We start from the raw sequence: 23,697 nt of genomic DNA, 5'->3' as shown, positions 1-23,697 counted from the left end.
TGCTATCCACGTCGATGACGTTATCGCATCCGCAGTTTCCGCGTCAGAACTGAGACGATGCGGCCATCCATCAACGCGGTATGGGCCCAGCCTTTCGGATAGAGACGGTCTCACCACCGCGTCCGGACCGGTTCAGTCTCCAGGCCCTTCTTGCCGCAGACCGCGCAATCGGCGTTGGGACGACGGCGAGCTGAGCGACCAATCCGCGTTCCGGTTACGGCCGAAGAACCGTCGGCACGGTTTCGCCCCCCGTCGCAACTGTGAGACCGGCCAGCCTGCCGCCCCGTGGACGAGCGAGGCACGCGCGTGCGGGCGACCTCGGCACCTCCGTGGTCTTCAGAGCGGACTGACAACGGCTAGCGGCCACGGGCGGACCAGGCCCGGAGCTTCACAATCACCTTCCGCCGCCGCCCTGGAGCAGCGGCCGTTCGGGCTGACCGGCATTGCCCCCACCCGCCGAGTCGTTCGTCACGGTGTCGGCTGGTCGACCCGTCGCGGTTCCCGTCACCGTAGCCCAAGCGCCGGTCGAACCGAGGGCTAACGCAGGCGGAGCCGCTGCTGGCGCTTGCGCGAAGGCTGCTCCCGAGAAGAAGAGCAGGAGCGGAAGAGCTGCTGCGAGAGGGCGATGGCGCACGGGAACCTCGTCGATATAGCAGTCCGGTAACGCACGCCTCAGCGAAAACGTTTCGAGGTCTTGCGTCCTCCCGGGGCTACGATCGGTCCTTCGCCGATGACGCGCCGCGGGCCGCCTTCATCAGACACCCCGCGAGCATCCGGCGCCGCCGCATAGGGGAGGGCCGGCAGTGCCGATGGGGATCGCGTCGCCGTCGTCCATCACGACCGGAGGTAGCCCGGCGGCGTCGAGATCCCGGGGGCGGCCCCAAGGTCTCCTCCCGCCGCGGGGACGAGAAGCCGACGCTCAGGCGCACGATCCGGCGCACGCCGGATCGTGCGGCGTCCCAAATCTCTCGCGTGACTGCGCCGACGAGACTGCACCGGGGATCGCGGAGGATAGATCCCGGTGCTGCTCGTCTGACGCTCGGCTGACCCTCGGCATCCGGCCGGTCGCTCGAGACTTTCCACTCAGCGGCGGCCGAGGGCTGTCCACTGCGCGACGATCGACGCGTCGGCAGGCATGTAGGCGTCGACGATGGCGCCCTTACGGTTCACGACGCAGATCATCGTGGCCTCGCGCACCTCGTACATCATCGGTGTCGCGTACGTGATGCGGAACAATACCGGCGCGAAGTAGTCGCCCTTCTTGTTCGTCTTATCCACACCGGCCGAGACCGCTTCGACCTGCTTCATGCCGGCCTTGCCGGCCTCGCTCATGACGGTCGCGCGGCAGGTGTCGACGGTTCGATTGCGGCCCGGCACCTCCGGCAAGGGCTGTCCGATGGATTGCAGGGCGACGGCGGTCCCCTTCACCAAACCGGTTCCGGGCACCATCGACATGATCGTCTGCTCACCGGCCGCCGCCGAGGCCGGGCCAATCGGTGCGATCTGCCAGGGCATTTGCCACGTCGCCGCCGAGGTATCCGGCTCGGCGGGCACATCCTGCGCCAGAGCCGGCCCCGCCAGAGCCGAGATGAGGGCCGCGCAGGCGATCGAACGTCTGAACATCGAAAATTTCCTTCTTCGCGAGGTGAACGAGGGGCCGCGGCCCTGGGCTAGTCCGTCGGCGCGAGGGCTGGTGGCAGCGTCCAGGGGGAGGACGGTGCGGATGGGGGCGCAGAAGGGGCACGATGGGCTCGCGCCCGGTGCACGGAGGCACGCGCGACTGCGGCGGCATCGATCCCGGCCCGAGCCGAGGGCGATCGGCCGATGATGCTCGCGGTCTGCCCGGCATCGCGGTCGGGCTTGCGCGGCCGGGGAGCCGCTGCCGCCGCTCGTGGTCCCCTGAGCGACCGCGCGTGCCTTGCCGGCCCGGGATTCAGGATCGGCGCCACCACGGCCCCTATGTCACGGGGCGGCGTGATCGGGCTCATTCGATCCACCACCGGCAACGACGGGTCCGGGCCAAGCGTCGCCACGGGTCCGAGCGGGGGTGCAGTGCTGATCGTCGGTGGGGAGCGAACGGCGATCTCGGTCGGCACTCGCGCTGGGGCCGATCGCGGGGGCGGGATGGTCGGCATCGGATCGGCCGGCAGGGTTCGTGCCGTCGTCGTCTCGGCCCGATCCTGCGTGGATTGCGGTCCGTCCGGTTCGAGCGTCGCCACGGCCGATGGCGGGGCTACCGTCGCGATGTCCTGCAAATCCGGGCGTTCGTTCCAGGCGGGCGGCAGCTCATGCGTCAGACGCGTCGCATCGAGGGGCGCTCGGCCGATCAGTGGAAGGCGGGGGTTGGCGCGGGGCGGCAGGAAGATCTGCTGCTCGTACGCGTCCGCAGGGCTCGGATCGAGGAACGTGCGGGGTCCGTCGGCGATGGAGAACGTGTCCGGATCGTTCGCGTGCGCGAGCGGTCCTGTCAGGTGCGGAACCTCGACCCAGGCCGGGAAAACAGATGCATGTGGTCGCTGAGCGGATGCCGCCGATCCCGGCTGCAGGGTGAATGTCGGGGACGTCCAATCGCCGTGCGTGACGAGCCACGCTGCGCCCGCGGCGAGCAGCGTGAGGGTCGAGAGGCAGGAAATCGAGATCGTAACGAGGGATGTCAGCGAGTCACCGGGCCGCACGACCGCGAGAGCCCGGGGCACGCCGACAGGCTTCAGGTCGCCGACAAAGATGGGACCACGCTGTAACATCCTCCGAGAACTGGAATTTGCGCGTGACAGTTCAAGCCTGGCACGCTTAAGAAACGTCGATAGTCCTCTGTGTTTAAAATCGTGCTCGTGCACACCGTTGATGCAGGCCGTCCGGGTAATCTGGCCCGAACCTTCGCATTCGGCCGGTTCGCGTCGCCCGAACCATGGGTGTTCGGCCTATCGTCCGGCTGCTGAACATCAGCGCATGGCTCTGTCCGCCCGACCACGCGTGGAAAGCCTGCGCCATCGAAACCTGGGCTCAGGCCTCGCTCCGATACGCAAGATCGGATCATCGACATTTCGCTCAAGCCGCTGCGCGGAGCCACGAACAGCTGTTCGACCCCGACGCGCTCCGACTGATACAGCCGAGCGCCAACCCGAAACCGTCGGAGCCACATCGACGGTCACGGCGGCGCGCGCGGCCAAATCATCACTCCGTTCGGCCGCACATAGCCGCGCCATTTCCCGTTCACGCGCGACTTCGGCCGACGCCCCGTCGGTCAAGGCGACGGCGCTGCACCCCTGGCGATGTATGGCGCGCGATGGAGCGTCGCCCGAAACCGTGCACGCACCCCAGTGTCGCCGCGGACCTGTCCGCGCCGGTTCGGGATCAGTCCGGCCGGGAGACCGGGCAGCGTCTACCGGGAACACGACGGCGGCTCTCCGCTGCCGAGAGGGTCCAGAGCGGGCGCTCAGCCGCGATGCGGGCAGGATGGGGCATACCGTCTGAATCAGGCCCGCGGTGCGTGGCAATTCCGTCAGGCGGCGCCGACGAGAGCGGTGGGCTGAGCGCGCCGCCCGAATGAATACCGAATGCAGGGCGCCGGACCGGCGCGAAGGAAGTCCCGCGCTACATGACTGTCGGATCGAACTCAGGAGGACCGCGTGAAGCTTTTCATGGGACGGGCCGTCGTCTGCCTGCTGGCGCTGCCCGGCGCGGTTCTGGCCGCGTCGGCACCCGAACGCATCAGGGGCACGGTCGAGGCGGTCGACGCCGGATCGATGACCGTTCACACGATCGACGGTGGCACGGCGACCATCGCTCTGACCAAGGATACGAAGGTCGTCTCACTGGTGAAATCCAGCCTCAGCGCCATCACCACCGGTTCTTTCGTCGGGACCGCTACCAAGGGCGACAACCCGCCGACCGCCCTGGAAATCCACATCTTCCCCGAGGCCATGCGTGGAACCGGTGAAGGGCACCGCGACTGGGACACGATCCCCGACACCTTGGCGGGCGGCGGACGAGTGAAGAGCGCGATGACCAACGGTACCGTGAGGGTCGCTGCGTCCCCGGCGCCCAAGGTCAAGAGCGCCATGACCAACGGCACGGTCTCGAGAAGCAGCGCCGCCAACGGCGAGCAGATGCTCACGCTGACCTACGGTGACGGCGAGGCGAAGACCGTGGCGGTGCTGCCTCAGACGCCGATCGTGGCCTATGAGCCGGCTGATCAATCGGCCATCCGCCCCGGCGCAAAGGTCTTCGTCACCGCCGAGCGTCACGGCGACACACTGACGGCGCTCCGGGCCAACGTGGGCAAGGACGGTGTCACGCCGCCGATGTAGCGGGCGGCGGCCTGCAGTGCTGGGCCTGCCGGTATCCCGGTGGCCCAACCCACGACAAATGGTGGCTCGACGGTTCTGCCGCGATCCCACGCAACAACCGAAGCAATGACGGCGCAATCCAGCTTAACCATAAGGCCGTCCCAGGACAGCCGATCCCCGGCTGCACGAACGAGGGGACGACCGATGGCCGCCCGGATGATGACCAGGGGCATGAGTGTGACGGACCGCATTGTGGCTTGGTTCATGATGTCGGCCTTGGCCCTTGCCCTCCTCCAGACCGCGCAGACAGCGGCGCTGCCCGCGCACTTCGTGTGATCCACGGAACGTGGTCCGTAGAGACAGGGACGAGGGAGAGCGCGGATCCGGCTCCGGGCTGGGCGACATATCGGCAGTGGGGGCTGCTTGGTCGCTGGCAGGTTTGTTCCTGGTACCGGCCGGCATGACGCCCGCCGCCGTGCCGTTGGAAGCCGCGGGAATCTTCCGCTTCGGCTCCCGCCGCGATGGATGCCCGTGCTCAACACCCGGCACTCGCTCGGCGCGGCGCTGCTCTGGACCCGCGATTGCGGTGCCCTCGGTGCGTGCCGTCGCGCCGTACACATCCTCGGTACGGTCGGCAGATGCCGGCCTGCCCGTGACCCCGCGCCGATGCCGCGTCCCGCTGTCGTCCTCCTGAACTCGCTGAACGGCCGCGCCGACGCCCGCAGGGTCGAACGGCGGCGGCCGAGCCCGTGTGAAGAATTGCAGCACGTCTGACAGACCACCGCGCGGTAGCCGTCGAGGCGTGGCGGCCACGGTCGCATCGGCGACAAGCTCGATCGTGCAGGCTTGCCTAAGCACGTCGTCGGCCAGCGCAAAAGATCGCGCCCCCGTGACCGGAGACGGCACTGCGGAGGCCCGGCGTGCCGCAGTACGACGGCAGGGCCCTTGCGCGCCGCGCAAGCTTTCATCACGAATGCGTGGTTAATCCCATCCGTCGATAAAACATTGCGACGGCGTGCAAACAATCGAATTGTGCACCCGCTCCATCCGGCGGAGAAAATACTCCTTATACTGCGAACAACCCAATAAAACGCTCTTGAAGTAAGGTTCGGTCTGTGCGAGACAGCGATGTCCGTACAAGACATTGCGGGAGAGCCCAGACCGGCGAAAGCCGGTCATGGCGTCAAGGAGCGACCGCCCCCGGGAGCTTCGAGGCACAATCGCGCAGCGTTGGACGATCTGGAGTGCGACGCGTTCCGCGTCCTTGAAGAGCTGCTGCCCTCTTGGGGGTGAATGCGGCTCCAGGCACCCGCGACAGAGGGGGGCGACCGGAATGCTTTGGCGGGCATTTCCTCGCCCGTTTGTCGAGGGAGAACAGCATGTTTCCGGACGACGACGACTTTGAGTTTGTAGGCCCCGCTGCCGACTGGAATCGTGAGCCGTCCCGTGCCGACGCGTTCAAGGATTTCAGTTCACCGGTCTACACGACCGATGCCGAGGGCTGGCTGACCTATTACAACGAGGCGGCCGCGGACCTGTGGGGCTATCGTCCGGAACTCGGAAAGACGCGCTGGTGCGGGTGCTGGCGCATCTACACGATGGACGGTGCGGTCCTGCCTTTCGATCAGTGCCCCATGGCCGTGGCGATCAAGCAGGGCACACCCGTGCGCGGTGTTCAGGCGATGCTGGAGCGGCCCGACGGGACGCGCATTCCCTTCATGCCGTACCCCACGCCCCTGCGTGATACGTCGGGGCAGCTCGTCGCCGCATCCAACGTCCTCCTCAGGGTCACGCGGCTGACTTGGTTCAACCCGACGCCACCCGTGGACGATACCGAAACCGCGGCAGCACCGGTTGGGCGCGATGCGGGGCCTGGACTCGACGGCCTGACCGGTCTGCTCCAATCGACCCTGGCTGCCCTCGCGGACGTCGAATTCGAATTCCAGAGCGATTGTGAGCGCCTCGAAGGCTGGTCAGGCCCGGCCGACGAGCGGGAACGCATCCTGTTTCAATTGCAGCAGAAGCGGCAGAGGCAACGCGACGTCCTCGTCAAGCGCGCCGAGCAACTCACACGGCAGGCTAAGCCGTTCTTCGGCCAACAGGCCGAGGCCACCGCAGGACGGAGGTCCCGCGCCTCGCGGGGAAGCGGCATGACCCACTGAGCGTCCCGCGCCGCGGGACGCTTCGGACCTGCTAAGCGCGTATCTCCGGTGTGATCGCGCGGGCGGCCAGGATGCTGTCGGCGATCATCGTTGCCGGCACGTCCCGGCCGGCTTCGATAGACGGTGCGACCGCGTCCGGGAGCGTGATCGGCAGGGACGCCGCCTCACCGTGCGCTTCCATGAACGCGACGATTTTCGGCACGATCTCGGCACGGAAGCGGGAGCCGTTGAAGACGCCGTAATGTCCCGCACCCATCTGAAGATGGTAGGCCTTCTTGCTGTCCGGCAGGTTGAGCGTCAGGTCGAGTGCGGCACGGGTCTGACCGACGCCCGTGATGTCGTCCTTCTCGCCCTCGATCGCCATCAGGGCACAACGCCGGATCGCGCTCAGGTCGACGGTCTTGCCGCGGTGGCGCATCTCTCCCTTGGGCAGGCGATGCTCGATGAACACCGTCTCGACCGTCTGAAGATAATACTCCGCGGGCAGGTCCATCACGGCGAGGTACTCGTCGTAGAACTCGCGGTGCTTGGCCGCAGAATCCCCGTCGCCCTGGACGAGATGGTTGAACATATCGAGGTGGGCCGTGTGATGACGATCCAGATTCATGCTGATGAAGCCGGCCAACTGGAGGAAGCCGGGATAGACGTTGCGGCCGTGACCCTGATGCGTCCACGGCACCGAATGGATGCAGTGACGCTCGAACCAGGCAATGTTCCGCTCCTGCGGCAGCCGGTTCACGGCCGTCGGCGAGCGGCGGGTGTCGATGGGGCCCCCGATCAGGACGGCGGATCGCGGGACCAGCGGGTGCTCCTCCGCCTCCATGCGCGCGATCGCGGCCAGAACGGGGACCGAGGGCTGGCACACCGCGGCGACGTGCAGATCCGGCCCCAGGGCCGTGAACAGCTCGATGCAGGTGTCGATGTAATCGTCGAGGTCGAAGCGACCGGCCGAGAGCGGCACCTTCTTGGCATCGGCCCAATCGGTGATGAACACCTGATGCGTCTCGAGGAAGGCCGCGACCGTGCCGCGCAGCAGCGTCGCGTAATGCCCGGATAGCGGAGCCACCAGCAGGAGCTTCGGCTTCGTCGACGGCTCGCCGAAGGCCAGGACGCGGCAGAACGGACGTTCCCAGACCACGCGCTCGGGGACCGCCAGGTTGAAGGCGGGCTTGGCGTAGGTGCGTGTGGCCCGCTCGAACAGCTCACAGCCGGCCGCGACGGCTCGGCTGGTGGGCGCATAGGAGAGCGGGCTGAACGGGTTCTCACAGGCCGTCCGTGCCAGCTCAGCGGCCACCCGCATGGGCGAGAGCATCTGGTCGTAGGCGTCGCGCATCAGGTACAGCATACAAATGTGTCCTCTGGCGGCCGAACCGCTCAACTCTGAAACGCCTAACGTTTTTGCATTATGATGCGGTTCCGAGCCGATACGGACTTTCTTGCCCGCGCCTGCAGCATGAAAATGCTCACTCGCTGCGGAATTGACTAGAAGACGGCCGGCCGAATGCTGCGGATTGATGCGGCTTGTTGCTCCGCAGCAACAAGCGCGCGACCGTCCGTGCGTGCGAGTGTCACGCGCCGACCAACCGGCACCGGTGGCGGTTCGATCCGGGCCGGCGTGCGGCGACGTTTTCGGATGTCCCGGATGGCCTACGAATCGCGTGGCCAGCTCGCAGGCGCAGAACACGCCGAAGGCTGACGCCGGACGGATCGGAGGCCTCGCCCGCCCCGCGACGAATGGACGGTTGCGTCCCAAGGCCCGGGTCAAGGCCGCGGCACACGCACAAGAGCCCGCACGGACATGCCGAGCGGGCTGAGTGGCGGCATAGGGTCTGGTGATTTCGCCGTGGATCGGTCCCTATCATCAGGCGATGACGGGGGCGTGACACGCCGCGGGGCCCTGAACCGCCGCGAACCGTGCTCGCCGCGATGGGTCACGGCCGATACGCTGATGGGCGTCGAGGCCGGGCTGGCGGTCGGGAGGCCGGAGCGTCCGGGACACGACGCAAGTCCCGCACAACCGAGCATAGCGAGAACGGCTCTGGTTTTCCCGCCCCCGTCCAGGCATGGGCGCTTTCCGAATGACCGACGCCGCCTATCTGCGCGCCGGGGTCCCGGTACGCGCGGCGAGGGTACCCGGGAGGAGGACGGCGCCCTCGATGTCACTGACGAAGCGGATCGTGGGGCTCGTGGGACTGGCACTCGTGCCGGCGCTCGCCATCCAGGGCTACAACGAGTACGCCCTGCGCACCGCGCGGGGTGCGGCGGTTCGCAGCGAGGCCATGCGGACCGCCCGCGGGGTCGCGGCCGACCTCGGGCAGTACGGGCGCGGCGCCCAGCAGATCCTCGGCATCCTGTCCGAATTGCCGGAGGTCCGGAACCGGGACCCGCAGACCTGCACGGCCTACCTCCGCCGCGTCGTCAACAAAGTCCCCGGCTCGTTCTTCTTCGGGGTCGCCGACCCGGACGGGAAGATCCGCTGCAACACCCTCGGGTCGTCACCGGGCGCCTACACGATCGCGGACCGGTCCTACTTCCAGGATGCGATGCGCACGGGGGCCTTCGCGGTCGGCAACGTGGTGTCCGGACGCGTGACCCGGAGGCCGACCATCCAGTTCGCGGTGGCCATCCCCGGCGTGGGCGGTCAACCCGACGGCATCGTGCTCACGAGCATCGACCTGAGCTATCTGGCAGCGCGCCAGGCCGCGGCCGGCCTGCCCCCCGATGCAACCCTGACGGTAGCGGACCGAAACGGAACGGTCCTGGTGAGGCTGCCGGGCCACGACGAATGGGTGGGCAAGGCGTTGCCGCCGCCGTTCTGGGACTCCTTGACCCGCCACCGCGGTGACGTGGCGGATCTGCCCGGCCTCAACGGCAATCCGCGGATCACGGCCGTGGCCGAGTCGAGTCCGGACGACCTCGACTCGATCACGGTCTCGGTGGCGTTCTCGCCGGCCACGGCCTTCGCCGACATCGACGCCGCCACGCGGCGCGGTCTGGTGCTGATCGGCCTCGGTGCCGCCCTGGCGATCGCGGCCGCCCTGCTGGCTGGGCGTGCCTTCATCCGGCAACCGGTCCGGCGGTTGCTCCAGGCTGCGGCGTCATGGCGGGCCGGTGCGCTCGACGCGCGCAGCGGCCTGACCGGTCCAGGCGAGTTCGGGCAATTGGGCCAGGCGTTCGACGCGATGGCGGCCGCGCTGCAGACCCACGAAGGCGAGTTGCGCGCGGAGATCGACCGGAGCCGCCGCCTTCAGGACCGGCAGGCGTTGATGCTGCATGAGTTGGATCACCGGGTGCGCAACACCCTGGCGACCGTCCAGTCCCTCGCGCGGCAGGGGCGACGCGACGACGACCGGGGGGAGCGCCTGGAGGGGCGCATCCTGGCGCTGTCGAAATCCCACGATCTGCTCTCGCGCGACGATTGGAGCGGAGCTTCCCTTCGGGCGGCGCTGGAGAGCGCCCTCGAACCCTTCGAGACGCCGGAGCCCAGCCGCTTCGGGCTGTCCGGCCCCGACCTCGAACTGCCGCCCCGCTACGTCCTGGCGCTCGGCATGACGATCCACGAATTGACCACCAACGCCGCCAAGTACGGGGCGCTCGCCGCCGAAGGGGGGCGGATCGACATCACGTGGCGCATCCTCACCGCGGACGGCCCCACGGGTGCGCGCCCCCGGAAGCTGGCGCTGGAGTGGCGGGAGAGCGGCGGTCCACCCGTCGCGGAACCGCAGCGCCGCGGCTTCGGCACGCGCCTGATCTCCGGCGGCATCAGCCGGGAACTCGGCGGAACCGTCGACCTGACCTTCCGGCGCGAGGGTGTCCGCTGCACCCTGGAGGTGCCCCTCGACGAGCCGGACCGCTTCACCTCATTCCGGGATCCCTCGGCCGGACAAGCGCGGGCACTTCCGGCCTGACCGGATCAGGATTTCGGGAAGCCGTAGAGTTCGGCCGGGTTGTCGACCAGGATGCGGGTGCGGGTGGCCTCGTCCGGCACGATCGCCGGCAACAGATCGAGCAGCACGGCGTCGTCGGGCTTGTTGGACTGGCTCTCGGTCGGGTGCGGCCAGTCGGTCCCCCAGACACAGCGGGACGGTGCTGCGGCCGCGAAGGCGCGCGCAACGGCGACGGTGTCGGCGTAGCCCGGCGGGCCGATCTTGGTATCGGCGTAGAGCCCGGTCAGCTTGACCCAGGTGTTTCCCTGGTCGAGGAGCCGGCGCATCAGCTTGAACGTGTCGCTCTCGATGCCCGCCGGTTGCGGGCAGTGGGCCAGATGGTCGAAGACCAGCGTGCCGCGGATCTTGAGGAACGCATCGGCCGCCGCCGCGATCTTGTCGCCCGGCATGTTGATCTGGCAGTGCCAGCCGAGGGCATCGACCCGTCGCGACAGGGGCTCCAGCATGTCGAGGGTCGTGGCGCCGGCCTGCGCGAGGTTGAAACGGATCCCGCGGATGCCGAGATCGTGCAGCCGCTTCAGCTCGGCGTCGCTGACGGACGTGTTCACCACGGCGATGCCGCGGAAGTTCGGACCGAGGGCGGCTATGCCTTCGAGGGTCGGTCGATTGTCGGTCCCGTAGAGCGAGGGCTGCACGACGACGCCGCGCGTGGTGCCGAGCCGGGCCTGCAGGGCGCGGTAGTCGTCCGGCGACGCGTCGGGCGCCGGAAGCCCCCCCGCGGCCGGCGGGAATCGGTTGTCGTAGATGTGGAAGTGGCAATCGGCGGTGTTCGGCGGAACCCGGAATGTCGGCGCAGCACTGCCGGCGGAATAGCGGACGGCGTGCTGGGCAGATACCGGTCGGTCATCCAGGCCGAGGGAGACGCCCACCGCCGCAGCGGCCGCACTTCCGAGCACGCGACGGCGGCTGAGGTCCGATTTGATCATGGCGTCCTCCCGGTGCTCTGGGCCAGCCATGCGTGCGGCGGCCGCGGCTTCAGACAGCCTAGTGGCCGGCCGCACGGGGTGAAACGAGCGGAACCGAATACAAGATACGACCGCGCGCAAGCGTCAGGGGAACGGGTCTCGGCACCGGCGCCGTTCCGCGTCCGGCCCCCGGTCCGACGCCGCGCCGATCCCGCGACGAGGGCGAGGATGCCCGCGTCGACGGCATCCTCCGGCCCGACCGCCTCAGGCGTTGTCGCCGCGAATCGCCGCGATGACCGCGTCGGTCACTTGGCGGGTCGTCGCCTTGCCGCCGAGATCGGGGGTGTGCAGGTTCGGATCGGCGGTCACGCGCTCGACCGCGCGCATCAGCCGGGCCGCCGCGGCCGGCTCACCGAGGTGCTCCAGCATCTGGCAGGCGGTCCAGAAGGTCGCGACCGGGTTGGCGATGCCCTTCCCCGTGATGTCGAAGGCCGAGCCGTGGATCGGCTCGAACATCGACGGGAAGGTGCGCTCCGGATTGATGTTGGCGGTCGGCGCGATGCCGAGCGAGCCGGCCAGCGCGGCCGCGAGATCCGACAGGATGTCGGCGTGCAGGTTGGTCGCCACGATGGTGTCGAGGGTCTCGGGCTTCGTCACCATGCGCATGGTCATGGCGTCGACCAGCATCTTGTCCCAGGTCACGTCGGGGAAGTCTTCGGCGACCTCGGCGGCGATCTCGTCCCACATCACCATGGCGTGGCGCTGGGCGTTCGACTTGGTCACGACCGTCAGGTGCTTGCGCGGCCGGGACCGGGCGAGCTCGAACGCGTAGCGGATGATCCGGTCGACGCCCGAGCGGGTCATCATCGACACGTCGGTGGCGACCTCGTTGGCGTGACCCTGGTGGACCCGGCCGCCGACGCCGGCATACTCGCCCTCCGAGTTCTCGCGCACGATCACCCAGTCGAGCTCCGGTCCCGAGACGTTGCGCAAGGGGCTGGTGATGCCCGGCAGGATCCGAGTCGGGCGGACGTTGGCGTATTGATCGAAGGGCTGACAGATCGCCAGCCGGAGGCCCCACAGCGTGATGTGGTCGGGCACGTCCGGCGCGCCGACCGCGCCGAAGAAGATCGCGTCGTGGTTCCGGATCTGCTCGCGGCCGTCGGCCGGCATCATGACGCCGTGCTTCTTGTAGTAGTCGGACCCCCAGTCAAAGTGATCGAACTTGAACGCGAACGAGCCGGTCTTCTCGGCCAGCACGTCGAGCACTTCGATGCCGGCCGCGATGACCTCGACGCCGATCCCGTCCGCCGGGATGGCCGCGATGGTGTAGGTTTTCGTCATGTCAGGTTTCCTTGCGAACGAAAGGGGGCCAACGTGGACTTGGTTCAGCGCAGGACGGCGGGCGCGGGCGCGGCGCGGCGTCCGGCGCGGGCGACCACCAGGGTGACGACCGCCGACAGGACGAGCAGACCGGCGACGAACATCAGGCCGCCCGTGAAGCTGCCGGTCCGGTCCTTGATCCAGCCGATCGCCCAAGGGCCGACGAAGCCGCCGAGATTGCCGATGGCGTTGATGGTCGCGATGCCCACCGCCGCCGCCGAGCCGGACAGGAACATGGTCGGCATCGCCCAGAGCGGGGGCTTCGCGGCGCTGATGCCGACATTGACGAGGCTGAGCGCGGCGACGACCGCGATCACCGAGGTGGCCCCTCCGGCCAGCATCAGGCCGAGGGCGGCGGCGAGGCAGGCGATGACCACGTGCCACGTCCGCTCGCCCGTCCGGTCGGAGTGCCGCGCCCACAGGACCATCGCCACCACCGCCACGGTGGGAGGCACGGCGTTGAGCAGGCCCACCGTCATCGTCGACAGGCCGAGGCCCTTGATGATCTGCGGTGCCCAGATGCCCAGCGTGTAGAGCCCGGCCGAGGTGCCGAAATAGATGAGCGCGAGGGCGAGCACCCGCGGATCGGCGAGCCCGCTCAGGATGTTGTGCCGGGCACTGGCCTGCTTGCCGGCCCGCTCGGCCTCCATCTCGGCGACGAGCCAAGCTCGCTGGTCGTCGGCGAGCCACGTCGCCTTCTCGGGCAGGTCGGTGAGGTAGAACAGCACCGCGATGCCGAGGATGACGGCCGGCACGGCTTCGATGAGGAACATCCACTGCCAGCCGTGGAGGCCCAGGAGCCCCTCCATCTCCAAGAGCAGGCTCGACAGGGGCGAGCCCAGCAGGACCGAGATCGGCGCGGCGGTCATGAAGAGCGAGACCACCGCGGCGCGGTAGCGGGCCGGAAACCAGTAGCTCAGGTAGAGGATGATGCCGGGGAAGAATCCGGCCTCGGCGGCACCGAGCAGGAAGCGCAGGACGTAGAAGCTCGTCTCTCCCTGGATGCAGGCGAAGGCCCCCGACAGGAAGCCCCACGTGACCATCACGCGGGCGATCCAGAGCCGCGCGCCGACCTTGTCGAGGATGATGTTCGAGGGAATCTCGAACAGGAAGTATCCGAAGAAGAACACGCCGGCCCCGAAACCGAAGACCGTGGCCGAGAATCCGAGATCCTTGTTCATCGTCAGGGCCGCGAAGCCGATGTTCACGCGGTCGATGAAAGCGATGAAGTAGAGGAGGCAGATGAAGGGGATCAGGCGCCATGCGACGCGGCGCATGGTGGCCTGCTCGAGCGAGCCGTCCATCGTATCCTCCCGTTGGCGGGCGCGCCGTTCAGACTTGCGCGCCATCTTCCATGCAAGCTTGAATATCGCTAAATCCGCCGTGGCGAGCTGTCAATCAATGTTCCGCGGCGGCGTCCGACGGTGATAGGGCTGCGGCGTCGGGGGAGACGGTCGATGACGCGGGCACAGCCCAGCAAGGATCCGGACGCACGGACTGGCGCCGACGCAGGCGAGAAGCGCACCTCGCTGGTCGACGATGCCTACGCGGCGATGCGCGCCGCGATCCGTAACGCCAGCTTCGCTCCCGGGTACCAGGCCTCCGAGCAGGAGATCGCCCTGCGGCTGGGCATGAGCCGGACACCGGTGCACGAAGCTGCGATCCGGCTGCAGGAGGACGGTCTCGTGCGCGTCCTGCCGCGCAAGGGTATCCTGATCCTGGCCCTGGCGCCGGACGACATGCGTGAGATCTACGACGTCGTCATCGCGATGGACGGTCGCGCCGCCGAACTGGTCGCGGCGCTTCCCGAGCCCGAGCGCCTGGCCGCCGCGCAGGCGCTCGACGCCCACACGGACGCGATGGCCGACGCGCATGCAGGCGGCGACCTTCCGGCCTGGGGACAGGCGGACGGAGCGTTCCACGCGGCCCTGATCGAGCACGCGCGGAACGGTCGGATGAGCCGGATCGTGCAGGCCATCAACGATCAATCGCATCGGGCGCGCATGCTAACCCTCAACCTGCGCCGGGCGTTGGACGCCTCGATCGCCGAGCATCGTCGCATCGCCCGGGCGATCCGGGCGGCAGACCCCGTCGAAGCCCTCGACGCCGCGCGCCAGCACCGCATCCGGGCGCGCGACGAGTTGCTGCCTCTCCTGAACAGCTACGGCCTCAAGCACCTGTAGCCATCGGGGATAGCGGCGTCCGTGTCGCCCCCGCGGTGTGCTGGCGCGCCAACGGCTCCCCACCTGGACCCGCGGCCGAACCGTCCATGCCGTGAACCGCCGGTCCCTTCGTCCGCACAGCGATAGGCAGGGCGACACCGTGGTGGCGGAGGCGAACGCCCGCGGTCGGGCACGGCTCGCCCTGACCGTCCCGGTCCTGGCCTGAGCGTCGACGCGGCCGCGCGACCAAGCGTGACACACCGGTGCACCCCGGTAACATCCGCGGAGAAGGCCCGGGCGAAGCTTCGCTCACGCGTCGCGCCGGCACGACCGTCGGCAAGACCGCCGTGCCGGCGCGACGAGGGCAGGGGCCGGCCGGTGTTCCCGCGACTCGCGCCGAGGGAACAGATCGATGATGCAGGTTTCCGCTCCGGCCACGTTCTCGGCCGCGCGCCTAGCCGGCTCGTGGTCGCCTTCCTGGGCACGGCCTCGGCCCTGCCGCCGGTGAAGGATGCGGTGTCCACCGGACCGGGCGATGCGCAGATCATCCGGGTCGATGGCAGCCGCGGCCCCTACGCGCCTGGCGGTCGTCGCGCAGGCGGTCGCACGGGCGGGCCGCGGGGTTATAGCTAGGTCCGGGCGTGTCCTGCCCGGCCGGCTTCCTCACCGGCCCCTATGACCGCCGCTGGTCGCCGAACTCGGCCTGATCTGGATCCGGTTTCCCGTCCTGCGGGCGTCGCCCGGCCGCTTCACGGCAGGACGAAACCCGAAGCCACGTAGGTCAGGGCGGCGACGAGGGCGGCGGCCGGCATCGTGATCACCCAGGCGACCACGATGCCCTGCGCGACGTTCCAGCGGACCGCCGAGACCCGGCGGGCCGCACCGACGCCCACGATCGCCCCCGTGATGGTGTGGGTGGTCGAGACCGGGATCCCGAAGGCTGTCGCGGCGAACAGCGTCACGGCACCGCCGGTCTCCGCGCAGAAGCCCTGCATCGGCGAAAGCCGCGTGATCTTCGATCCCATCGTGTGGACGATGCGCCACCCGCCCAGCAGGGTGCCGAGCGCCATGGCGGTCTGGCACGAGAGCACGACCCAGAGTGGAACATGGAAGCTCCCGCTCTCGCCGTGGGCGTAGAGGAGCGCGGCGATGATGCCCATGGTCTTCTGGGCGTCGTTACCGCCGTGCCCGAGGGAGTAGAGCGACGCTGAGACGAACTGCATGCCCCGGAACAGCCGATCGACGGCGTGCGGGGTCGAGCGGACGAAGATCCACGAGACCGCCAGCATCAGCATCAGACCCAGGGCGAAGCCGAGGGCGGGCGACAGGACGATCGCAGCGCTGGTGGCGACGACGCCGTGCCAGACGATCACGCCCGTTCCGGCCTTAGCGATCCCGGCGCCCAGCAGGCCACCGATGAGGGCGTGCGAACTCGATGACGGGATGCCAGCGTACCACGTGATCAGGTTCCACGAGATGGCGCCGCCGAGCGCCCCCATGATGACGCGGTCGTCCACCGCGCCGACATCGATGATGCCGGAACCGACCGTGCCGGCGACGTGCAGGCCGAACACCAGGAAGGCCACGAAATTGAAGAACGCGGCCCAGAATACCGCGTAGCGGGGCGCCAGTACCCGGGTCGACACGATGGTGGCGATGGAATTCGCGGCATCGTGCAACCCGTTCAGGAAGTCGAAGAGCAGGGCCAGGGCGATGAGGACGATGAGGAGGGTCACGCGTGCGGCCCGCGGCTCAGACGTGTTCGACCACGATGCTGCTGATCTGGTTCGCCACGTCCTCGAAACGGTCCATGACTTTCTCCAGATGATCGTACAGTTCAGATCCGACCAAAAACGCCATGGGATCCCGGCCCGACGCCTTGAACAGCGCCTTCCGCCCGGCATTGTGCAGGTCGTCCGCGCGGCCTTCCAGTTCGATGACGCGCTCGGTCAGCGCGTTCAGCGCGGTCGCGTTCTCGCCGAGCGCGCGCAGCTTCGGCATCGCCTCGGCGGTGACCTGGGCGGCCTCTTGGATGACCGCGCCCATCTCGCGCATCGCGGGCTCGAACGCCGTCACCTCGAAGAGTTGGACGGCCTTGGCGGTCTTGAGCATCTGGTCGATGGCGTCGTCGAGGGAGCCGACCAGGGCCTGGATGTCGCCGCGGTCGAACGGCGTGATGAAGGTGCGGCGGACCGCCAGCAGCGCGTCCCGGGTGATCGCGTCGGCCTTGTCCTCATGGGCCGCGATCGCCGCGCAGGCCGCCGGGACATCCTGTGTGCCGTCGAGGAGCGCCCGAAGCGCGATCGCACCGTCGACCAGGGTGGCGGCATGACGCTCGAAGAGGCCGAAGAAGCGGTCCTCCTTCGGCATCAGGGCGCGGAACCAAGCCAGCATGTCGTGTTCCGGGTCCAGAGGATCGTCGTGCCGGTCGAGCCGAACGGCTACCGGGAGGCACAACTGCGCAAGCGGCCGGACCGATCCACGACGCTCCGGCGATATCGGGTCGTCGCGGCGGATCTGCGGCTCACCGGAGCGGCAACAGGCCGAGGCCCCGGGCGGCGCGGGTCGCACGACGCCAGCCCCGCTTGCGTCCGAAGACCCGACGCTGGTCGAAGAGGCGAGCCTCCGCGGCCTCCCTCCGGTGGACGGGCGCTGGCCGGCTGGCGCCGATCGCGACCCCGATCGCCGTACTGATCAGCGCGACGAGCACCGGACCCACGAACCAGCTCTCGAACATCGGACACCCCAGACCAGCGATCGGCGCGACTGGGTCGAAAACCGTCTGCAATTGCGGCCGAATCTGGACACGCGCCTTTTGTCGGCGCGATCTACAATATCGTAGTCGACTCAGCTGTGGAAACCCGGTCTTGAGGACGCTGGACCGGTCAGAGTCCGCGCGCGGACCGGGCGATCCGGGCGGCTGACAGCATGGCACGTGCGGAGCCTTCCGGCCGGGCGCTTCCCGCGACGCGTCTGTGCGATGACGCACCGCGCGCCGGATCCGGCATCGGCCATCTCCGGCCCGCGGCACGGGGGAGGCGATCCGGTTCACCTTTAGGGTCAGCCATCGGTTTCCCGGTGGTCGTTGCGGGACGCGGGACCCCCTCCATCCCGAACGCGCGGCCATCGTCGCGGGGGAGGGCACCGCGCGTCGGATCATAGTTTTCGCAAGATGTTCCCGGGCAACCCGACCCCGGTGCTCCGCGGGCTGCTCCGCGCCGATGATCGCGCTTCGGTAGCGGGATGACCAAGGCCGGAGCGTCGAGGCGGTTTTTACGAAGCGTTCATCCTCCCGGTGTCCCATCCGGGTTCGCGGAGGCAGGCAGGAGACGTGATGCAGAGCGAGACGAAGACGCCTCAGGAACCGATTCTGGAATTGTGGCGCATCGTTGCGCTCGCACTGATCGTCGCCGCCGGGATGCTCTTCGTCCACTTGGTGGTGCCCAATGAGGCTGACGCTTCGGGCGAGCGGGTCGCGGCGATCTCGATGACGGGTAAGCCCGGCGCTCCGTGAGGTCAGGGGTGACGGCTCAGGCGGCCCCGTCTATCCGGCCTCGACCTGCCCCAGAGCGGTCGCGGTGAATTGCAGGTCGCGACACGCCCGAGCGATCGCCAACGCCTTTTCGTCACCTTGCGCGTTGCGCGCATCCAGGAAAGCGATCCAGTCCGCATGGGCGCCACGCGGAATTTTCGCGTCGAGCCTCTGGCGAAGGAGGGCGATCCACCCGTCCGGGCTCGCGATCGCGGGCGCGACGATGTCGGTGCCGTACGCGCCGACTCCGCAGGTCTGATCGCCGGTGCAGGTGCAATACGTCGTCTTGGGCTCCTCGACCGTGCTGCCGAGCGTAGGGAACAGGGAGCGGATCACCGAGATCCGGCCGGGTCCCGCGGCGTCCATCATCGTCCGGACGGAGTGGTTGCCGGTCCGGTCATGCGGATCGCGCCCCCTGAGGACGGGGTTGGAACGCGTGCTCATGACGCCATCGGGCCCGACGCAGAACATATACGCGCCGGCTTTCCGGTATCCCCGCGCACCGTCGGTGACAGCTCGCAGTGCCTGCGCCTTGTCGGCCGTGTGGGTTCGGTCCACGCGACCGAGCCTTCAGGAGGCTGAACCGTTCGGGCTCGGGTCGCCGCAGGAAATCGGTGCCTCACCGTCGCCGCAGGTCAGAACCGGCGACGACGCGCCGCAGATCAGCACAGCCGCCAGCACTGAAGCTTTTTAGCGCCATCGGCCTTTCGCAGATTCGCGTTTTATTGACTTCGGGCCATCAAAGACCGCATCCGCCCGCCTCGAAAGATTGCAGGGCCGAACCGATCGGTCGAACCCGGCCGGGCGGCTATTGAAGGGGCAGCGGCACCGCCTCGATGGCGACCTCGTTGATCCCGCGGGCCGCGAGGGCATCCCGCAACGGGGTGGTGAGGCAGGTTCCGGCCGTGAAGGCGCCGAGCGCGAAGCCGTGCCGATCCGCATCGCGCGGCAGCGCGCCGATCAGCTGCACGACGCGCCGGGCGATGGCGGGCGCCGGATCGATCCAGATCACCGGCCAGGGCGCGAGGGCCTCGAGGCGCGGCAGCAGCAGCGGGTAGTGCGTGCAGGCGAGGCAGATCACATCGGTGCGCCGGCCATCCGGGTCGGTCACGAAGCAGGGCGCGATTTCGGCCGCGAGCGCCGCATCGTCCACGGGGGCGCCGGCCAATTCGGCCTCGGCGAACCCGGCGAGGTTCTGTGAGCCGACCAGGGTCACCGCGCAGGCGCCGGCATAGGTCGCGATGAGGTCGTGGGTGTAGGAACGCGCCACGGTCCCGGGCGTGGCCAGCAACGAGACGAGGCGCGAGCGCGTCGCCGCAGCCGCCGGCTTGATGGGAGGCACCACGCCGACGAAGGGTGTGGTGAAGCGTTGGCGCAGGGCCGGAAGGACCAGGGTCGACGCGGTGTTGCAGGCGATGACCACGAGGTCGGGCCGGTGCGTCGCGACGAGCCGCTCCATCACGGTGAGCACGCGGGCGACGAGGGCGGCCTCGCCGAGGCGGCCATACGGGAAGGCCGCGTCGTCGCCGACATAGACGTAGCGGGCGTCGGGCCGGGCGCGGCGGACGGCGTCGAGGACGGTGAGGCCGCCGAGCCCGGAATCGAACACCAGGATGGTCGGCTCGGCGGAGGCACGCAGCGCCGCGGCGGACAAGCTGGCCCCGGCCATCAGATCGATCCGCATGAGAGAACCCCGGACTCCTCAACGAGCAACCCAAAATCTCGGCCGTGAGGGTTAAGGCTGCCTCACTGCGGCGACAGAAAGACCCGCGATCCCCAACCGTTCCCGTTAACCGCGGCGCTGTCGGGGCGAACTGCACGCCGAGCCCGTCGGAGGACGGACCTTGCTGCAGAGGTTGTTTCAGCACGATGGGGGCATATCTTCTGCGCGCGAACCCGGGACAAGGAAATGGTTCTGGGCTCAGCCGGCAAAAAGGGACAATCGTCATGGCAGCGACGGCCGCACTGCGCCCGGACGAGGCGCGCGAGCAGATGGCGCCGGCCTTCCCGCCGCCGCCCGTCACAGCCCGTCCGATCGACCGCGACGCCTGGATCGCCGCCTTCCGCCACGTCCGCGGCGAGACCGAGCGCCGCGCCGCGCCGCTCTCCGCGGAGGATCAGCAGGTCCAGTCGATGGCCGATGCCAGCCCGACCAAGTGGCACCGGGCGCACGTGACGTGGTTCTTCGAGCAGTTTCTGCTGCGCGAGCATCTGCCCGGCTACGCGATCTACGACGAGCGGCTGCACTATCTCTTCAACTCGTACTACGTGGCCGCCGGTCCCCGGCAGCCGCGTATCCAGCGCGGCCTGATCACGCGACCCACGATGGCGGAAGTCACGGCCTACCGGGCGCATGTCGACCGGGCGGTGGAAGCCCTGCTCGATCAGGCGTCCGAAAGCGGATTGGAGGCGGTGCTGCCGATCTTGGAGATCGGGCTCTACCACGAGCAGCAGCACCAGGAGCTTCTTCTCACCGATATCCTGCATGCGTTCGCGCAGAACCCGCTCGGCCCGGCCTACGATCCGGATTGGCAATTCCCCGCCGCTTCTGCGCCCTCCGGCCAGATCCGCCTCGACCGCAGCGTGGCGTGGATCGGGCATGACGACGACGGGTTCTCGTTCGACAACGAATCGCCCCGGCACGAGGCGCTGATCCCCGCGGGCAGGATCGACAAGGCGCTCATCACCAACCGTCAGTGGCTCGCCTTCATGGAGGACGGCGGCTACGCCAAGGCCGAGCTGTGGCTCTCCGACGGGTGGTATGCCGGGCCCGGCGAAGGCTGGGAGGCCCCCGGCTACTGGCGCCGGGACGGGGACGGCTGGGCCACCATGACGTTCGGCGGCGTGCGTCCGGTGGATCTCGACGCCCCCGTGACCCACGTGAGCTACTACGAGGCTGACGCCTACGCCCGCTGGGCAGGCCGGTTCCTGCCGACGGAGTTCGAGTGGGAGGTCGCGGCCCGGAACGGCGAGCTGCCGGACGCCTTCGGCCTCGTCTGGCAATGGACCCGCAGCGCCTACCTCGCCTATCCCGGCTACCGGCCGCTCCCCGGTGCGCTGGGCGAGTACAACGGCAAGTTCATGGCCAACCAGTTCGTGCTGCGCGGCTCGTCGGCCGCCACGCCCGTCGGTCACGCCCGGATCCCGTACCGCAACTTCTTCTACCCACATCAGCGCTGGCAGTTCACGGGCCTGCGTCTCGCCGACGCCGCCTGACGCCCCCCCCGGAGGCCGCCTTGACCATCAAGCCCACATTCCCCGACGCGACCCCCTTTCCGCTGGAGACGGCTGAGCTCGCCTTCCTGGCCGATGTCCGAGACGGCCTGTCCCGGCCGCAGAAGGCGCTGTCACCGAAATACTTCTACGACGCCGCCGGCTCAGCCCTGTTCGAAGAGATCACCCGGCTTCCGGAATATTATCCGACCCGCACCGAGATCGGCATCCTCGACCGAAGCGGACCCGAGATCGCGGCGCTGCTGCCGACGCAGGCGGCGCTGGTGGAGTTCGGCAGCGGCTCGACCGTGAAGCTGCGCCGGCTCCTTGAGCATCTCGACACGCTCGCCGCCTACGTGCCGGTCGACGTCTCGGGCGAGTTCCTGCGCGCGCAGGCCGAGGCGCTGAGCGGCGACTTCCCGAGCCTGCGCGTCGAGCCGGTGGTAGCCGATTTCACCCGTGACTTCGATCTGCCCGGGAGCCTCGACGGCTTGCCGCGGGCCGGGTTCTTCCCCGGCTCGACCATCGGCAACTTCGAGCCGGCGGAGGCCGAGGACCTGCTGCGCCGCTTCGGACGGATCCTGGGGCAGGGGGCCCACATGATCGTGGGCGTCGACCTCGTGAAGGATCCCGCGACCCTGGAGACCGCCTACGACGACGATGCCGGCGTGACCGCGGCGTTCAACCTCAATCTCCTGAGCCGGATCAACCGGGAACTCGCGGGACGTTTCGACCCCGCCGCCTTCGCCCACCGGGCGGTGTTCAACTCGCAAGCGTCGCGGATCGAAATGCATCTCGTCGCGCGCGAGGAACAGGCCGTACTTATCGGATCCGACACCTTCACCTTCGCGGCAGGCGAAACGATCCACACCGAGAGCAGCTACAAATACACGGCCGCGACGTTCCGTGCGCTCGCGGAACGGGCCGGCTGGACGTGGCTGACCGTGTGGACCGATCCGGAGGCCCTCTTCTCCGTCCACGCCCTGCGCCTGGACTGACGGCCGTCGACGGAAGCGACGGCCGCAGACCGCGGAGGACGCGCCGATGCGCTTCAGGTGGCCCTGGTTCTACGGCGTCGCGCCTGTGCTCGGCGCCCTGGCGGGCCTGCTCTACGGCGCCCTCTTCGAGGTCGGACCGCTGACGGGTTCGGCGATCCGCGGGGCCATCATCGGCACCCCGATCATGCTCTACGAGCGCCGCCTGCTGGTGCCAGCCCTGCGCGAGCGGATCCGCGGGCTCGCGACGCCGCTCTTCCTGCTCGCCACGGTGGCGCTCTACATCGCGATGATCGTCGCGGGGAACGCGGTCGCCAGCACCGTACTGAACCGCCTGTTCCGGTTCATGTACAGCGAGCGGAACGCGATGCTGATGACCGACACGGGCCTCCTCTACGCCCTCTGCATCTCGGCCCTCGCGGTCTTCGTCTTTCGTGTCCGCGACCTGATCGGACCGGGCGTGTTCGCCAACCTGCTGATCGGCCGGTACCACCGGCCGATCCGCGAGGAGCGCATCTTCCTGTTCCTCGACGTCGCCGGCTCGACCCGCTTCGCCGACCGTCACGGGGACCACGCCGCGCAGGCCTATCTCGGACAGGTCTTCAACGCCCTGGCCTTGCCGGTGTCGCGCTCACGCGGCTCCATCGACGACTACATCGGCGACCTGGCCCTGGTCACATGGACGATGGAGCGGGGCCTGCGCGACGCCGCATGCCTGCGCTGCGTCTTCGATTTCGCGGAGCGCCTCGCCGCCGACGCCGACACCTGGCGGAGCCGCTTCGGGCAGGTGCCCGAATTCCGCGCGGCGCTCCATTGCGGTCCGGTCGTCACCGCGGAGATCGGCCTGGAACGGCACAAGATCGCGTATTTCGGCGACGTCGTGAACACGACCGCACGGCTCGAATCCCTCTCGAAGAGCCTTGATGTCCGGGTTCTCGTCTCGGCCGACCTGCTCGCGAGGCTCGGACCGCTGCCCACGGAATTCACCCGCGAGGATCTCGGTGCCCACGCCCTGCGCGGGCGCGCGGAGCCCCTGGCCGTGGCCGCGATCCGATGCGGTCCGACCGCCGGAGCGCCGGCACTCTCCGGGGCGATATCGGGCTGAGCCC

18 protein-coding genes are annotated in these 23,697 nt (G+C 68.8%); 8 read left to right on the top strand and 10 right to left on the bottom strand.

The features are described from left to right. Positions 1 to 1,083: 1,083 nt before the first annotated feature. Entirely contained in the window at positions 1,084 to 1,515 is a 432-nt protein-coding gene (locus MKK82_RS17690) for a hypothetical protein (protein WP_238287350.1), read from the bottom strand. Between the two features lie 2,126 nt (positions 1,516 to 3,641). Between MKK82_RS17690 and MKK82_RS17685 the strand changes: the two genes are divergently transcribed. Together MKK82_RS17685 and MKK82_RS17680 are read left to right on the top strand one after the other, a co-directional pair. Next, positions 3,642 to 4,310, top strand: a complete 669-nt coding sequence (locus tag MKK82_RS17685) for a metal ABC transporter permease (protein WP_238287349.1) — start codon at positions 3,642 to 3,644, stop codon at positions 4,308 to 4,310. A gap of 1,358 nt (positions 4,311 to 5,668) precedes the next feature. Then, entirely contained in the window at positions 5,669 to 6,451 is a 783-nt protein-coding gene (locus tag MKK82_RS17680) for a PAS domain-containing protein (protein WP_238287348.1), read from the top strand. Between the two features lie 31 nt (positions 6,452 to 6,482). Here the strand turns inward: MKK82_RS17680 and MKK82_RS17675 are convergent, their stop codons facing one another. After that, the gene (locus MKK82_RS17675) at positions 6,483 to 7,796 is read right to left on the bottom strand and encodes a polyhydroxyalkanoate depolymerase (protein WP_238287390.1); all 1,314 of its coding nucleotides are present in this window, start codon (positions 7,794 to 7,796) and stop codon (positions 6,483 to 6,485) included. Positions 7,797 to 8,607: 811 nt separating this feature from the next. Between MKK82_RS17675 and MKK82_RS17670 the strand changes: the two genes are divergently transcribed. Continuing rightward, complete coding sequence (locus tag MKK82_RS17670) at positions 8,608 to 10,359, top strand: sensor histidine kinase (protein ID WP_238287347.1); 1,752 nt, start codon at positions 8,608 to 8,610, stop codon at positions 10,357 to 10,359. Positions 10,360 to 10,364: 5 nt separating this feature from the next. Here MKK82_RS17670 and MKK82_RS17665 read toward each other — a convergent pair whose 3' ends face one another. The 3 genes from MKK82_RS17665 to MKK82_RS17655 form a co-directional block, all read right to left on the bottom strand. Then, a complete protein-coding gene (locus tag MKK82_RS17665; protein ID WP_238287346.1) occupies positions 10,365 to 11,324 on the bottom strand; it encodes an amidohydrolase family protein in 960 nt (319 codons plus the stop codon). 243 nt (positions 11,325 to 11,567) lie between these two features. Beyond that, positions 11,568 to 12,647, bottom strand: a complete 1,080-nt coding sequence (locus MKK82_RS17660; protein ID WP_238287345.1) for a tartrate dehydrogenase — start codon at positions 12,645 to 12,647, stop codon at positions 11,568 to 11,570. Between the two features lie 44 nt (positions 12,648 to 12,691). Continuing rightward, the gene (locus tag MKK82_RS17655) at positions 12,692 to 13,990 is read right to left on the bottom strand and encodes an MFS transporter (protein ID WP_243986359.1); all 1,299 of its coding nucleotides are present in this window, start codon (positions 13,988 to 13,990) and stop codon (positions 12,692 to 12,694) included. Positions 13,991 to 14,143: 153 nt separating this feature from the next. Between MKK82_RS17655 and MKK82_RS17650 the strand changes: the two genes are divergently transcribed. Continuing rightward, entirely contained in the window at positions 14,144 to 14,869 is a 726-nt protein-coding gene (locus MKK82_RS17650; RefSeq protein ID WP_243986358.1) for a GntR family transcriptional regulator, read from the top strand. 728 nt (positions 14,870 to 15,597) lie between these two features. Here the strand turns inward: MKK82_RS17650 and MKK82_RS17645 are convergent. From MKK82_RS17645 to MKK82_RS17635, 3 genes are all read right to left on the bottom strand, one after another. Then, the gene (locus tag MKK82_RS17645) at positions 15,598 to 16,584 is read right to left on the bottom strand and encodes an inorganic phosphate transporter (RefSeq protein WP_238287342.1); all 987 of its coding nucleotides are present in this window, start codon (positions 16,582 to 16,584) and stop codon (positions 15,598 to 15,600) included. A 16-nt stretch (positions 16,585 to 16,600) separates the two neighbouring features. Further along, positions 16,601 to 17,242, bottom strand: coding sequence for a DUF47 domain-containing protein (locus MKK82_RS17640; RefSeq protein ID WP_238287341.1), 642 nt, complete (start codon positions 17,240 to 17,242; stop codon positions 16,601 to 16,603). A 130-nt stretch (positions 17,243 to 17,372) separates the two neighbouring features. Beyond that, positions 17,373 to 17,585 (bottom strand): hypothetical protein, encoded by a 213-nt coding sequence (locus MKK82_RS17635; RefSeq protein WP_238287340.1) that lies wholly within the window; start codon positions 17,583 to 17,585, stop codon positions 17,373 to 17,375. Between the two features lie 597 nt (positions 17,586 to 18,182). On the opposite strand from MKK82_RS17635, the gene MKK82_RS17630 reads away from it, so the two are divergent. Next, complete coding sequence (locus tag MKK82_RS17630; RefSeq protein WP_238287339.1) at positions 18,183 to 18,362, top strand: hypothetical protein; 180 nt, start codon at positions 18,183 to 18,185, stop codon at positions 18,360 to 18,362. A gap of 30 nt (positions 18,363 to 18,392) precedes the next feature. Here the strand turns inward: MKK82_RS17630 and MKK82_RS17625 are convergent, their stop codons facing one another. Both MKK82_RS17625 and murI read right to left on the bottom strand, forming a co-directional pair. Next, a complete protein-coding gene (locus tag MKK82_RS17625) occupies positions 18,393 to 18,938 on the bottom strand; it encodes a histidine kinase (protein ID WP_243986356.1) in 546 nt (181 codons plus the stop codon). A gap of 250 nt (positions 18,939 to 19,188) precedes the next feature. Next, positions 19,189 to 20,064 carry a glutamate racemase gene (gene murI / locus MKK82_RS17620; RefSeq protein ID WP_238287335.1) on the bottom strand — a complete coding sequence of 292 codons (876 nt, stop codon included), beginning with the start codon at positions 20,062 to 20,064 and terminating at the stop codon, positions 19,189 to 19,191. Positions 20,065 to 20,327: 263 nt separating this feature from the next. Here murI and egtB point away from each other — a divergent pair, with 263 nt between their 5' ends. The 3 genes from egtB to MKK82_RS17605 are packed head-to-tail and all read left to right on the top strand — an operon-like array spanning position 20,328 to position 23,693. Further along, positions 20,328 to 21,596, top strand: coding sequence for an ergothioneine biosynthesis protein EgtB (gene egtB / locus MKK82_RS17615; protein WP_238287333.1), 1,269 nt, complete (start codon positions 20,328 to 20,330; stop codon positions 21,594 to 21,596). 20 nt (positions 21,597 to 21,616) lie between these two features. Further along, complete coding sequence (gene egtD / locus MKK82_RS17610) at positions 21,617 to 22,591, top strand: L-histidine N(alpha)-methyltransferase (protein ID WP_238287332.1); 975 nt, start codon at positions 21,617 to 21,619, stop codon at positions 22,589 to 22,591. Positions 22,592 to 22,637: 46 nt separating this feature from the next. Beyond that, positions 22,638 to 23,693 carry an adenylate/guanylate cyclase domain-containing protein gene (locus MKK82_RS17605; protein ID WP_238287330.1) on the top strand — a complete coding sequence of 352 codons (1,056 nt, stop codon included), beginning with the start codon at positions 22,638 to 22,640 and terminating at the stop codon, positions 23,691 to 23,693. Positions 23,694 to 23,697: the final 4 nt, after the last annotated feature.

Origin of the sequence: Methylobacterium sp. E-046, from assembly GCF_022829625.1 — a bacterium.
Classification (GTDB): Bacteria; Pseudomonadota; Alphaproteobacteria; order Rhizobiales; family Beijerinckiaceae; genus Methylobacterium; species Methylobacterium longum.
The sequence above is the reverse complement of the archived record's forward strand: the minus strand, read 5'-3'. Positions and strand labels throughout refer to the sequence as shown.